We start from the raw sequence: 12,447 nt of genomic DNA, 5'->3' as shown, positions 1-12,447 counted from the left end.
AGGATAGGGCCCCGGCAATCGTCACGGCCGTGCCTGGAGTCTGGTGCCTGGTGCCTGGTTGGGGGGCGGCAAGTTGCATGGCTGTACGGCGCGCTGCAGCGATTTGCACGGCCGGACAAGGAAAGCATCTCGACGCGCCGACTTGTTACGGCTATGAGAATGCCTCGCAATAGCCGGGGCGGGGCCGCCGTCCCAATGGGGATTACCCAAGTTGACTGGACTGGCTTCAATTCCGCAATCGGACCTGCTCATGCGCTCCAATCGCGTTGTTTCCGTGCCCAATCATGGCCCGGACACAACATTGGAGGAGCGCGGTCTGGTGATCGCGATGCCGCAGGTTTCCGCCGGTTCATGGCAGGCGGCAGGCCGCTACGGTGAAAGTCGAAAGCCGAATTTGACCGCGGTGGGGGCTTCGGTTGCCGTCGTCGCCGGGCTCATGGCAACGATCATCTCGATGAATGTCGTGAGCTTCCAGAAGCAGCCGCACCAGCGCATCGTCGTCGCCAATCTCGAGTCGCCGCCCCCCCCACCGCCCCCCCAGCAGGACGTGAAGCCGGTGCCGGTGGTGCCGCCGCCAGCCTCGCCGATCGTGGCGCCGCCGCCGCCAATCGTGCTGGCCGACAATCCGCCGCCTGTCGCCACCTCGCCGGTGCCGGTTCCCGCCCCTGCCGTGTCGGCCGTGGCTTCGGCCCCGGTAACGTCGACCAATGCCGCGCCTGCCGCTCCGGCGCCGGCGCCCCGTGTGGAGAATGCCGGTGATCTTTCCTCGAAGATGATCTCGGCCACGCCGCCGCGCTATCCGCTCGATTCGCGCCGCAAGCGTGAGCAGGGCACCGTGGTGCTGGCCGTCATGCTGGGGCTCGACGGGACGGTTTCGGATATCTCGATCTCGAAGAGCAGCGGGTTCGAGCGGCTCGACCATGCGGCGCTTTCGGCCGTGCGCCGCTGGCGCTGGTCGCCCACGCGGCGGGACGGCGCGCCGGTGATGGTGCGCGGACTGGTCGAGATTCCCTTCGTCCTCCAGACCTGACAGCGCCGGGAGCCGGACCTGACCCAACTGCCGCCGCTCACCGCGATCCCCGCGGATTTGCGCTCGCTTGCCGATTACGAGCGGCGGGCGAAGGATCATTTTGCCCCCGATGCATGGGATCACGTCCAGTCGGGCGCCGACGCCGGACTTACGCTGGGCCATAACCGTGCGCAGTTCGATGCCTTGCGTTTCATGCCGCGCATGCTGCGTGACCTGACCGGCGGCACGACGGCGCTGGACCTGCTGGGCCATCGCCATGCCGCGCCCATCCTGCTGGCGCCGGTGGCCTATCACCGCCTTGCCCATCCGGCCGGCGAAGTGGCGTCGATCCGGGCCGCGACCGCGCTTGATACGACGATGGTGGTCAGCACTCTGGCCAGCATCACGCTGGAAGAGATCGCCGATTGCGCGCGCGGCGCTGCGCACGAATTGGCGCGCGACCTGTCGCCGCTCTGGTTCCAGCTCTATTTCCAGCCCGATCGGGCGCACAGCCTCGAACTGGTGCGCCGCGCCGAGGCGGCGGGTTATCAGGTACTGATGGTCACGGTGGATGCCGCGATCAAGCGCTCTGAATTCGCGCTTCCAGCCGGGGTGTCGGCGGCGAACCTTGCCGCCTTCCCGCGCACGATCCAGCGCGCGCAGGCGGCGGGCGGGCAGATCGTGTTCGGCACGCCGCTGGCCGATGCCGCGCCGACCTGGGACGATATTGCCTGGCTGCGCGGGCAGACGCAGTTGCCGATCGTCATCAAGGGGCTGCTGTCGCCCGAGGATGCGCGAGAGGCGGCGCTGCAGGGGGTGGACGGGATCGTCGTCTCCAACCACGGCGGGCGGGTGCTCGACGGGCTGATCACGCCGATGGCGGCCTTGCCCGCGATGGTGGCGGCTCTCGAAGGAAAGGTGCCGCTCCTGCTCGACGGCGGGGTCCGGCGGGGAACAGACGTCCTGAAGGCCCTGGCGCTCGGTGCGAGCGCGGTGCTGGTCGGGCGACCGCAGCTGCACGCGCTGGCGGTGGCGGGGATGCCGGGCGTCGCGCACATGCTGCACATGCTGCGCGCGGAATTCGAATTGGCGATGGCACAGGCCGGATGCCGGGAACTCTCGCAGATCGGCGCGGGCTTGCTGGCCTGACCGGCAGCGGGAGACGTGCCCGCTGCCGGTCGGCATGGCGTTTCAGGCGGCCTTTTCGCGCAGGGTTCCGGCAATCGCGTAAAGCACGAATCCGATCACGTTCCACACCACGAAGAACTCGATCGTGCGCAGTTGCAGGCTGGTGAAAAGGTAGGCGCAGCCAAGGATTGTGGCGGGGCCGACCAGCCACACCAGCGGGGTAACGAAAGGCCGCTCCAGTTCGGGCGAGCGGCGACGCAGCACCATCACTGCGGTGGCAGTGGCGATGAAGGCCGCAAGCGTGCCCGCGTTGGCCAGCGAGGCGATCTCGTCGAGCGGCATCAGGCCGGAAATCACCGCCGCGACCAGGCCGGTCAGCACGGTGACGGTGACCGGAACGCCGCGCTTGTTCACGGAGGAGAGGCGCCGCGGCAGCAGTCCGTCGCGGGCCATGGCGAAGAACACGCGGCTCTGGCCGAACATGAAGACCATGATGACGGTGGGCATTGCGATGACCGCAGCCATGCCGATCAGCGCGGCGGCGGCGGGGTGGTTCAGGCTCTTGAGAACGTAGGCCAGCGGTTCGGGGCTCGGCGCAAAGAGCGTGAACGGCACGGCGCCAAGGGCTGCTGCGGCGACGCCGACATAGACGAGCGTGCAGATCACCATCGAACCGACGATGCCGATGGTGAGGTCCCGCTTGGGGTTCTTCGCTTCCTCGGCCGCGGTCGAGATCGCATCGAAGCCGTAGAAAGCGAAGAAGATGATCGCGGCCGCGCCCATTACGCCGAACTTCTTGCCGTCGATGTCGGTCGCGCCATAGCCGAACGGGGCGAAGGGCTGGAAGTGGGCGAGGTCGAACGAGGGCAGGGCCAGCGCCACGAAGGCGGCCAGCGCCACCATCTTGACGATGACGAGGATGAAGTTCAGCGTTGCACTCTCGCGCGTGCCGGCCAGAAGCACGCCGGTGACGGCAAGGGCGATGAAGATCGCGGGAACGTCGATCACGCCGCCTGCCAGCAGCGTATCGGGCACGCCCCATCCAGCCTGGCGGATAAGGCCGGAGGCATAACCCGACCAGCCCACCGAAACCGCCGAGCAGACCAGCGTATATTCGAGGATCAGGCTCCAGCCGATCACCCAGGCGAGCGCTTCGCCCACCGCGACGTAGGAATAGGTATAGGCGCTGCCTGCCTGCGGCGTCAGGCTGGCCATTTCGGCGTAGCACAGCGCCGCGCAGGCGCAGACCGCACCGGCAATCGCGAAGGAGAGTACCACCGCGGGACCGGCAAGACCCGCCGCCACGCCGGTCAGCGTGTAGATGCCGGTGCCGATGATGGCGCCGACGCCCAGTGCCATCAAATGCGGCCAGCCGAGCGACTTTTTCAGTCCGCTGGCATGATGCCCGCCCGGAACGAGCGGCTTGCGCCGGGTCATGAAGTTCATCGCTCTTGCCTCTCACCGTGATTTTTGACCGGCGGCAGGCAGCAGGATTTGCCGATGAACGCAAGATATGATTGCGTTCATCGTGCAAATTGTTGCGCGCAAGATCGTATTTATTACGCGGATTTCGAGTCTTACGGCCGCAGCACCCAGCCGCCGTCGACGTGGATGGTCTGGCCGGTGATCCACTGGCCCGCTTCCGAGCAAAGGAGCAGCGCGGTGCCGACGAGTTCGTCCGGGGTGCCGCGGGCGCGCATGGCGCAGGTCATTTCGAGGAACTTGATGAACGGCGAATCGTCGGGGACGAGCATCTTGCCTGCGTCCGAGGTGACGTTGCCCGGCGCGATCGCGTTGCAGGTGATGCCGGCCTTGCCGAACTGCTTGGCGAGCGTGGTGGTGAGGCCGACGAGCGCGAGCTTGGTGATGCCGTAGAGGCCGGTTGCCGGGAAGGCGCCGCCCGAGGTCTGGTTGATGATGCGGCCGCCGCCGCGGGCCCGCATCGAGGGGATCACCGCGCGCGCGCAGAGGAGTGCGCCGTTGAGGTTGACCGCAAAGGCCTTGTTCCAGGCATCGAGGCTGACGGTCTCGCAGTTGTCGTAGGAGACGTCGACCATGAGCGCGGCATTGTTGACGAGAATGTCGACGCCGCCGAAGGCTTCGGTGGCGGCTGCTGCCATGGCGAGGGTGGAGGCTTCGTCGGCCACGTCGACGCGCACGCCGATCGCCTTGCCGCCGGCTGCGACGATTTCTTCCGCCACGGCCTTGGCGCCGTCCTCGTTGAGGTCGGCGACGACCACGGCGGCACCCGCGTTGGCAAGGCCCATCGCATAGGCGCGGCCGATGGAATTGCCGCGCCCGCCGGCGCCGGTGACCACGGCCACCTTGCCGTCGAGGCGGAACTGATCGAGAGTGAATGCCATTGTTTTCTGGTCCTTATCAACCGGCGGTGATGCCGGCATCGAGCGAGAGGCAGCTGCCGTGGAAGCCGCGACCGGCGGGCGAAGCGAGCAGCACGATGAGGTCTGCCACGTCCTCCACCTCGACCTGGCCGCGCATGCCGGAGAAGCGCTTGAGGAGTTCGAAGTCGCAGTTCTCGGGCGGGGCGAAGTTGGTGATGATGTTGGTGATCATGCCGCCCGGCGCGACCGCGTTGATGCGGATCGGCTGCTTCTGGAACTCCATCGCCATGGCCTTGGTCATGCCCAGCAGGCCCCACTTGCTGGCGCAGTAGGCGGCGGCATAGGCCTCGCCGATGTACGAGGCGCAGGAGGTGACGTTGACGATCGCGCCGCCGCCCTCGGCATCGCTGGCGAGCAGGTGCGGGATCGCCGCCTGCGAGAGGAAGAAGGGCGCGTTGAGATTGACGTCGATGGTGCGCTCGTACTGGCCTTGCGGCATCTGCGCGGTGTTGGCGAGGTAGATCAGCCCTGCCACGTTGCACAGCGCATCGAGGCGGCCGAACTTCTCCAGCGCATGGGCGACGACCGCGTGGCAGGCCTCGGGGCTGGAGAGGTCGGCGACTTCGCTTCCCGCGGTGCGGCCGGTCGGGGCGAGCAGTTCGATCGTCTCGGCAAGACCGTCCGCGTTGACGTCGACCAGCCAGAGGTCGGCGCCCGCTGCGGCGAGCTTGAGCGCAGTCATGCGGCCAAGGCCCGAGGCCGCGCCGGTGACGAGGGCGACCTTGCCGGTCATGTCGTGGTTCTTGAAGATGGCAGTCATGGTGTCAGGCCTCCGGCGCGGCGAGCGCGGCATCGAGGAAAGGATCGGCGGCGGTTGCGAGCGCATTGTCGGCACCCGCGAGCGTGCCCAGCAGGTCCACGTCCTTGCGCAGGAGCTTGCCGCCGTGCGCAAAGGCTTGCGGTTGGGGCAGGCGGGCATAGACCTCGAAGCCGAAGCTGCGCCCGCTCGAATGCTTGACGAGATCGGCGAGCGCGGCGCGGTCGACCCCGACGGCCTCGCCCAGCGACAGCGCGGCATGGGCAAGCCCCATGTTCGCCGCCATGAGCGCGTTGTTGACGATCTTGGCGCGCTGTCCGGCGCCGATCGGACCCAGCAGCACGATCTTGCCGGCAAAACTCTCAAGCGCGGGCAGGGCCTTGTCGTAGGCCTCGGCGCTGCCGCCGCACATGACGGTGAGCGTGCCCGCCGCTGCGCCCGCGCCGCCGCCGCTGACGGGCGCGTCAAGCAGCAGGACGCCGCGCGCTGCCGCCGTTTCGGCGAGGCGTTCGCAGGTCTGCGGCAGCACCGTCGAATGGATCACCAGCACGCTGCCAGGCGCCATGGCCGGGATCAGCTGGACCGCGATGGCCTCGACCCCGGCATCATCGACGACGCAAAGCCCCACAAGGTCGCAAGCGGCGCCGAGTTCGGCAACGCTGCCGGCGCGCACGGCGCCTTTGGTGACGAGATCGTCCGCCGCCTCGGGGCGCCGGGCCCAGACCGTGAGCGGAAAGCCTGCCGAGAGCATGCGTTCGGCCATCGGCGCGCCTTGCGAGCCAAGGCCGATGAAACCTGTCCTAACCATGCCAGGGGAGCCCTTCCTGCACTTTCCGGATCATTTCGAGGACGACCATCTGCATGCGCGAGGCCTTGGGCCAGCCCGCGTGCGTGCCGTATTGCAGGCAGAATTCGAGCATCTCGTCGGGCTTGCAGTTGCCGCTCGCCATGGCGGCGTGGATGTGGCTCTTGATCGGGATATCGGCCCCGGATTCGCAGACCCCCACCAGCGTGATCCACCGGCGCGAGGGCTCGTCGAGGCCGCGGCGGCGCCACATCTCGCCGAACACGAAGTTGTTGATGCCCAGCAGATAGGGCGTGGCCGGTGGGCCGGGCGGGAACGTCATGACCTTGGCGAATTCGTCATGCCCCTGCTGGATGCGCTCCTCGGGGTCCCAGGGTTCGCTGCGGATCGGCGGGACATCGGCGGGCGGCAGGCCGAGTTCGGCGGCAACGCGGGTGACCGCGCGGTCGAGCCTGCCGCCGTTGCCCCAGCCCGAATAGACCGCAAGGTGAAGCGCGGCCTCGCGCAGTTCGGCGAGCGAGAGTTCGTTCGACGTGAGTGCGCCGCGCACGAAGTCGTCGAGCTGGCGGTCTTCGAGGCCGCAGATCGCCGCGCTCGCCATGGCGACGAGGAAGCGCGCGCGCCGGGGCAGGCCGGGGCGCGTCCAGACTTCGGCAAAGACGAAGTCGCGCCACGATTCCTCGAACAGCGTGGTGGGTTCATGCGCCGTGCGGCCGGTGGCCTCGGCTTCGGTGGCAAGGCCGCGCGCGCTGCGCGATGCGGGGTCGAGCAATGTCATCGTCGCGCTCCTCAGTCCTGAAGGTTGACCCAGACATTGCGGACCTGCTGGAATTCGCGCAGGCCCTCGATGCCGCCGAGGCGGCCGTGTCCGGAGTGCTTCATGCCGCCGAAGGGCACGCAGGGGGTCATCGCCTCGCCCGAGCCGTTGACCTGCACCTGGCCCGCCATCATCTGCCCCGCGACGCGGTGCGCGCGGGCGAGATTGGTGGTGTGGACATAGGCGCCGAGGCCATAGTCGGTGCCGTTGGCAAGCGCGACCGCCTCCTCCTCGCTGTCGAACGGGGTGACGACGAGCACCGGCCCGAAGACCTCGTTCTTCGAGATCTCGCTCGCCGGATCGACACCTGCGAGCACGGTGATCGGGTAGAAGTAGCCCTCGGCATGGTCGCCATCCATCGGCGCGCCGCCGCAGATCGCCTCGCCGCCCTGTTCGATGCCGCGACGGACCATGCCGTCGATGCGCTCGAGCGCGGCTTGCGAGATCACCGGGCCCACGAAGGTGTCCATGGCGAAGGGATCGCCGACCTTGACGTGGCCGGCCATGGCCTTGAGCATCTGGAGATAGGGTTCGTAGATCGCGCGCTCGACGAGCAGGCGGGTGCCGTTCACGCAGCCCTGGCCGCTGGCGCTGATGGCACCGGAAAGCCCGCGCTTGGCGGCGCCCTGCAGGTTCGCATCGGCAAAGACCAGCACCGCGGACTTGCCGCCCAGTTCGAGGCCGACGGGCTTGAGGCTCTGGGAGGCGCTGGCGAGGATCTTCTGCGCGGTCGCGCCCGAGCCGATGAACTCGATCTTGTCGATGCCCGGATGGCTGACCATCGCGGCGCCGACGTCCGGCCCGCCAGTGACCATGTTGACCACGCCTGCCGGGAAACCGGCCTCGTGGACCGCTTCCATCAGCTTCATCAGCGACCAGGGGGCGAGTTCGGGCGCCTTCAGTACCACGCAGTTGCCTGCCGCCAGTGCCGGGGCCATGACCATGGTGGCGGCGAACAGCGGGCCGTTCCAGGGCACGATGATGCCGACGGTGCCATAGGGCTCGTACATCACGTAATCGAGCGCGGGGCCGCCCCAGGTCGAGACGGTGCGGCCGTCGATCTTGTCGGCCATGCCGCCGTAATAGCGGAACTTCTGCGCGGCATCGGCGGTCATGTGGCCGCCCGCGATCAGGATCGCGCCGTTCTCGGCGGTGAGCAGCGGGCTCATTTCCGCGGCCTTGCTCTCGATCACGGCGGCAAGGCGGAACATCAGGTCGCGCCGCTTGTCGCCCGCAAGCGCGCGCCATGCCGGCTGCGCGGCCCGGGCGGCGGCAACGGCGCGGTCGACGTCGGCGGGGCTGGCGAGACGGACCTCGCGGGTGACGCGGCCGGTGCCGGGGTAGACGTGCGCCCAGTCGGCACCGCTGCCGGCCCGCGCGCGTTCCTCGCCAATGACCAGTGAAATCTCGGGAAATGCCGAGATGTCAGGATGTTGGAAGCCCATCCTCGTTTCAATCCTCTCCAGTGGGGCACTTGTTGCCGCTCGGTTGTGGATGGAGAGTATGGAGGCAAATATACGTGGTCAATTGACTTGAATTTGCGGAAAACGTCGTGAAAATGCCGAAAATATTATAATAATATGCCTGTTATTGGAGTGATGGATGGAGCGCACAGCGGGGCGAAAAAAGGGCACCAATCTGGTCGCCCGCACTACCGAGACCTTGCGCGAGCGGATCTTTGCCGAGGCGCCGGGGGCCTTGCTGGGCGGGTTGCATGAACTGGCGCGGGATCTTGCGGTGGGTATCGTTACGCTCCAGCAGGCGGCGCGGGTGCTGGAGCATGAAGGCCTGCTGGAAGTGCGGCGCGGTCCCGGCGGGGGGTACTACGGCGCGCGGCCCGATGCGGCGGCGCTGGAGCGCGCGCTTTCGTCCTACATGCGGATGAATCCGGCGGGCTATGCGGAGGCGCTCGACATGACTTCGCTGCTGTTCACCGAATTGGCGACGGCGGCGGCGCGATGCAGCGATCCGACCTTGCGAGGGCGGCTCCGCGCCATGGGGGATGAGGCGGCCCACTATTCGACCATGGCCGAGTTCGGGCAGTTCGAGGAAGCCTTTCAGGAACTGCTGTTCCAGATGGTGCGCCGTCCGCTGTTCGAGATGCTGACGCGGGTCACCCTGAATCATGCCGCGCGCCGCGACGGCGCGGTGGTCGGGGTTTCCGGCATCGGGGTGGAAGCCTGGCGGGAGGGACGCTTGCGGATCATCACCGCGATCCTGGCGGGCGATGCCGATCTCGCTCGCTTCGAGGCCAATCGGCAGAACCGGGCGGTGGTGATGGGCGGGACGAGGCCGACGCGAATCGGGTGATTCGAATCCGGGAGGCGAAGAGACTGCTCCGAAGGAGGACGCGGTCAAATCGGTTCGGCGCTAGATCCTACATCCAATTGGGGAAAAATTCTTTGCGCCATCTCAAAATATAGCATTCTTCCCTAAGGGGAATCAGTTAAGATCGTGCGTGCAAGCTAACAGGGGTTTCCTGCCTTATGTCGAAAGATGCACGCATCTATTCCATTGATGGTGGCGCGATTGCGGCACAATCGGACGCAAAAAGCTTGACCGAACAACTTGATGCCATCCTGCGGATGCTTCGGGAGGAATTCCCCGAGGCTGCGGCGATCAGTCTTGATTTCAACGGCAAGCTGCATGTCCACATCGATGTTCGCAAGGGGGAGGATGTCCCGCTGCTCGAAGCGCGGCTGTCCTTGCTCGACCCGGGCTTGTTCACGCACATCTCGCGTGGGGCAACGCCGGGCCATCCGTTTTCCCATCGTATCAGCGCGGTGATAAACCGCTGATCGGTACGGCCGGGCAGGATCCTCGGCCCAAGACATTGGAAAGCACCGCGCGAGACGGTGCCTGAAGGTTCAGGGACAGCACGCAGAGGTGTCATCTTCCTGGCGGGAAGGTGAGAGGATGCCTGCAGGCGATCGCACCCGATCGCACCCCATAGAATCCGTTCGCAAGACACTCCGGTAGACCGCTTGCCTCGGCTGAGGCCCGGTTGCGCCTCGATGCAACAGTGTCGCCAAACCATAACCGAACGGTGATCGTTCCGTCATCCACGTCGCCTAGAGCGTGTTCCAATCAGGTGGGATCACCTGATGACTCGGAAAACGCGGAAAACCAGAATCCTAGAACAGCTGATCCGATGCAGTCGGATCGGCAGCTGCTTTAGAGGCGGCATCGTGCCGTTTCGCCATTGGCGGCAGCGCGCAGATCCTGCCGCGTTTCAACCTGTTGCTGGAGGGACGAAACTTGACCGACGAGCCGGTGAGACTTTACTCTGGCGCCATGCGCGATTGGAGTGTTCCCAACGACCGCTACGGCCCCGCGATCTTCGGCGGCCTGCAGGCCCGTTGCTGATGGCGCCGCTGCTTCTGCTGGCCGCCGCGCTCTCGTCGCCCTCCGCTCCCGCCTCCGGCCCCGCTCCCGCCTCCGCCGTAACCGACCGGCCAGTGCTTTCCGCCACCGAACTGGGCCGCCTGCCGGCTGAGGAAGCGCGGCAAGGGGCGACTGCCAGCCACGGCCGGGTCTATGCCATCGGCAATCATGAGATCGGCCGCTACGATGCACGCAGCGGCAAGCGCGTCGCCGCCTGGTCGGGCGATCCGGTCCGCTATCCGCACATCAATTCCTGCGAAGTCGACGGCCGCGAACTGGTCTGTGCGGCCTCCAATTATCCGCAAGTGCCGATGCGCAGCGAAGTGCTGTGGTTCGATGCGAAGACGCTGAAGTTCCTGCGCAGCCAGTCGCTCGGCCATGGCCATGGCTCGCTCACCTGGCTGAGCCGCCACGACGGCGCCTGGTATGCCTGTTACGCCAATTACGACGCCAAGGGCGGCGAGCCGGGGCGGGATCATCGCTTCACCACGCTGGTCCGGCTCGACGACAGGCTCGCCGAAACCGGGACATGGACGTTCCCGGAGAACGTGCTGGAACGCTTTGCGCCGCGCAGTTCCTCCGGCGGTTCGTGGGGGCGCGACGGGTTGCTCTACGTCACCGGGCATGATCGGCCCGAGGCCTATGTGATGCGGCTTCCCGCGAAGGGCAGCGTGCTGGAGCATGTGGCCACCATCGCCTTGCCGACTGGCGGGCAGGCGGTGGGCTGGGAGCAGGGCGCAAAGGGGGCAGGCCGGGTGTTCTGGTCGATCGAGCGCAAGACCTCGCAAGTGGTTGCCAGCAGGATGCCGGTCGTCACACCCGGCGGGAATTCCGGCGTGGCAGTGGTGTCGCCAAGATAGAAATCGGCTTGCATCGTTAAAGATCGCCATCTCGCCAGCCGGGGCTCCGGATTGGCGGTGCGGGCGGCGTCTTGGATTGCGTGGCCATTCCGCAAGGGCTGAAACCGAACTGGCGCAGCGTCATCGTTGCCGTGTCAGGCCGGTTGCCCGGGTGCGCGGGCGGGCGAAAACCCGAAAGGGAGCGACAATGACGGATGGATGGGCAGCGGCGGGCGCGCAAATCAGGCGCAGGCCGCGTGAGCGGCGGCGTGTACGCATGGCGGGGGCGGGCTGCATGGCCCTGATGCTGGCGGGCTTGTTTGCAGGTCTGTTCGACGGACAGCCTGCCACGGCGGTGACCGCGCCGCATCCGGTGGTGCCGATTTCGCCGGTGGCGGTGCGGCCAGGTGATCTTTCGGTCATGACCTACAACGTGAAGGGGCTGCCCTGGCCGCTTGCCAGTGGGCGGCCGGCGGCCCTGGCCGCCATTGCGGAGCGATTGGCGGGGCTGCGCCGGGAAGGGCTGCAGCCGCATGTCGTGGTCCTTCAGGAAGCCTTCATTCCCGAGGCCAAGGCGATCGGCCGGCTGGCAGGCTATCCTTACGTCATCGAGGGGCCGCAGTCGCGCCAAGGGCCGTCGCTGGCGCGCTCGCTCTGGCGCGAATGGCATCTGGGCGAGGGAGCGCCGGCGCAAGTCGACAGCGGGTTGGTGCTGCTGTCCGACCTGCCGGTCCGCAAGGTCGCGCGCGCCGCGTTCCCCGCAGAGGATTGTGCCGGCTACGATTGCCTGGCCGCCAAGGGGGTGCTGATCGCCGATCTTGCACTGCCGCGCGGTCGCACCGTGCGGGTGGCGACGACCCATCTCAATTGCCGCAAGGCATCGGGCACCTCGAACGGTCGCAGCGATGCCGCGTTCGGGCGGCAGGCTGCATTCCTCGGGGCGATGCTGGCGCGGCTGCGGGCTGACGGGGTGCCGACGGTGCTGGCGGGCGACTTCAACCAGGGCCAGCGGGCAGACCGCATCGCGATGCTGCACGGCGCGCTCGATGGGGTGCCCGGCGCCGAGCGTCTCGATGCGCTGAGCCGCCGCTTCGTCGTCGACCCTGAAGGAATGGCCCGGCTTTCCGGCGCCGAGCGGATCCGCGAGCGGGCGCGTGACTTGCAGTTCGTGTTTGACGGCGGCGCAGCGCGGCTGGTGCCGACCCGCGTGGACGTGCCGTTCGGTCCTCGGGCCGACGGCACGATGCTGTCCGATCACATCGGTTACACCGTGCACTATTCGTTGCAGCTCGCGAACAGGACGTGA

Annotated in this window: 12 protein-coding genes; 6 read left to right on the top strand and 6 right to left on the bottom strand. The window is 67.2% G+C overall.

Translation table 11 applies throughout. From position 1 onward, the window contains the following. The first annotated feature begins 250 nt into the window (after nucleotides 1-250). Together OKA11_RS04165 and OKA11_RS04160 are read left to right on the top strand one after the other, a co-directional pair. Nucleotides 251-1,030 (top strand): energy transducer TonB, encoded by a 780-nt coding sequence (locus OKA11_RS04165; RefSeq protein ID WP_267218952.1) that lies wholly within the window; start codon nucleotides 251-253, stop codon nucleotides 1,028-1,030. Between the two features lie 57 nt (nucleotides 1,031-1,087). Beyond that, entirely contained in the window at nucleotides 1,088-2,158 is a 1,071-nt protein-coding gene (locus OKA11_RS04160) for an alpha-hydroxy acid oxidase (RefSeq protein WP_267218951.1), read from the top strand. A gap of 42 nt (nucleotides 2,159-2,200) precedes the next feature. On the opposite strand, the gene OKA11_RS04155 is transcribed toward OKA11_RS04160, so the two are convergent. The 6 genes from OKA11_RS04155 to OKA11_RS04130 form a co-directional block, all read right to left on the bottom strand. Continuing rightward, nucleotides 2,201-3,583, bottom strand: coding sequence for an amino acid permease (locus OKA11_RS04155; protein WP_267218949.1), 1,383 nt, complete (start codon nucleotides 3,581-3,583; stop codon nucleotides 2,201-2,203). Between the two features lie 131 nt (nucleotides 3,584-3,714). Beyond that, nucleotides 3,715-4,500: an SDR family oxidoreductase gene (locus tag OKA11_RS04150; protein WP_267218948.1), complete on the bottom strand. Its 786-nt coding sequence runs from the start codon at nucleotides 4,498-4,500 to the stop codon at nucleotides 3,715-3,717. Nucleotides 4,501-4,516: 16 nt separating this feature from the next. Next, a complete protein-coding gene (locus tag OKA11_RS04145) occupies nucleotides 4,517-5,299 on the bottom strand; it encodes an SDR family NAD(P)-dependent oxidoreductase (protein WP_267218947.1) in 783 nt (260 codons plus the stop codon). Between the two features lie 4 nt (nucleotides 5,300-5,303). Further along, on the bottom strand, nucleotides 5,304-6,104 hold the full coding sequence (locus OKA11_RS04140) for an NAD(P)-dependent oxidoreductase (RefSeq protein ID WP_267218946.1): 801 nt from the start codon (nucleotides 6,102-6,104) through the stop codon (nucleotides 5,304-5,306). Next, nucleotides 6,097-6,879 carry a carboxymuconolactone decarboxylase family protein gene (locus OKA11_RS04135; RefSeq protein ID WP_267218945.1) on the bottom strand — a complete coding sequence of 261 codons (783 nt, stop codon included), beginning with the start codon at nucleotides 6,877-6,879 and terminating at the stop codon, nucleotides 6,097-6,099. Before OKA11_RS04135 ends, OKA11_RS04140 begins: the two co-directional genes overlap by 8 nt. 11 nt (nucleotides 6,880-6,890) lie before the next feature. Next, the gene (locus tag OKA11_RS04130; protein WP_267218944.1) at nucleotides 6,891-8,363 is read right to left on the bottom strand and encodes an aldehyde dehydrogenase family protein; all 1,473 of its coding nucleotides are present in this window, start codon (nucleotides 8,361-8,363) and stop codon (nucleotides 6,891-6,893) included. 157 nt (nucleotides 8,364-8,520) lie between these two features. On the opposite strand from OKA11_RS04130, the gene OKA11_RS04125 reads away from it, so the two are divergent. The 4 genes from OKA11_RS04125 to OKA11_RS04110 all read left to right on the top strand — a co-directional run bounded on the left by OKA11_RS04125 (nucleotide 8,521) and on the right by OKA11_RS04110 (nucleotide 12,447). Beyond that, nucleotides 8,521-9,228: a FadR/GntR family transcriptional regulator gene (locus OKA11_RS04125; protein WP_267218943.1), complete on the top strand. Its 708-nt coding sequence runs from the start codon at nucleotides 8,521-8,523 to the stop codon at nucleotides 9,226-9,228. Between the two features lie 176 nt (nucleotides 9,229-9,404). Further along, on the top strand, nucleotides 9,405-9,716 hold the full coding sequence (locus tag OKA11_RS04120) for a hypothetical protein (RefSeq protein ID WP_267218942.1): 312 nt from the start codon (nucleotides 9,405-9,407) through the stop codon (nucleotides 9,714-9,716). 567 nt (nucleotides 9,717-10,283) lie between these two features. After that, nucleotides 10,284-11,162 carry a hypothetical protein gene (locus tag OKA11_RS04115; protein WP_267218941.1) on the top strand — a complete coding sequence of 293 codons (879 nt, stop codon included), beginning with the start codon at nucleotides 10,284-10,286 and terminating at the stop codon, nucleotides 11,160-11,162. Nucleotides 11,163-11,436: 274 nt separating this feature from the next. Further along, nucleotides 11,437-12,447 (top strand): endonuclease/exonuclease/phosphatase family protein, encoded by a 1,011-nt coding sequence (locus OKA11_RS04110; protein ID WP_267218940.1) that lies wholly within the window; start codon nucleotides 11,437-11,439, stop codon nucleotides 12,445-12,447.

It is taken from the genome of Novosphingobium clariflavum (assembly GCF_026420865.1).
Taxonomy (GTDB): Bacteria; Pseudomonadota; Alphaproteobacteria; order Sphingomonadales; family Sphingomonadaceae; genus Novosphingobium; species Novosphingobium clariflavum.
This window is presented reverse-complemented; position numbering and strand designations above follow the sequence as displayed.

Excerpts from the sequence above, each read along its gene's own strand:
- OKA11_RS04120 (WP_267218942.1), top strand. The coding sequence starts at position 9,405 with ATGTCGAAAGATGCACGCATCTATTCCATTGATGGTGGCGCGATTGCG.
- OKA11_RS04165 (WP_267218952.1), top strand. The coding sequence starts at position 251 with ATGCGCTCCAATCGCGTTGTTTCCGTGCCCAATCATGGCCCGGACACA.
- OKA11_RS04155 (WP_267218949.1), bottom strand. The coding sequence starts at position 3,583 with ATGAACTTCATGACCCGGCGCAAGCCGCTCGTTCCGGGCGGGCATCAT.
- OKA11_RS04125 (WP_267218943.1), top strand. The coding sequence starts at position 8,521 with ATGGAGCGCACAGCGGGGCGAAAAAAGGGCACCAATCTGGTCGCCCGC.
- OKA11_RS04110 (WP_267218940.1), top strand. The coding sequence starts at position 11,437 with ATGGCCCTGATGCTGGCGGGCTTGTTTGCAGGTCTGTTCGACGGACAG.
- OKA11_RS04150 (WP_267218948.1), bottom strand. The coding sequence starts at position 4,500 with ATGGCATTCACTCTCGATCAGTTCCGCCTCGACGGCAAGGTGGCCGTG.
- OKA11_RS04130 (WP_267218944.1), bottom strand. The coding sequence starts at position 8,363 with ATGGGCTTCCAACATCCTGACATCTCGGCATTTCCCGAGATTTCACTG.
- OKA11_RS04145 (WP_267218947.1), bottom strand. The coding sequence starts at position 5,299 with ATGACTGCCATCTTCAAGAACCACGACATGACCGGCAAGGTCGCCCTC.
- OKA11_RS04115 (WP_267218941.1), top strand. The coding sequence starts at position 10,284 with ATGGCGCCGCTGCTTCTGCTGGCCGCCGCGCTCTCGTCGCCCTCCGCT.
- OKA11_RS04135 (WP_267218945.1), bottom strand. The coding sequence starts at position 6,879 with ATGACATTGCTCGACCCCGCATCGCGCAGCGCGCGCGGCCTTGCCACC.
- OKA11_RS04140 (WP_267218946.1), bottom strand. The coding sequence starts at position 6,104 with ATGGTTAGGACAGGTTTCATCGGCCTTGGCTCGCAAGGCGCGCCGATG.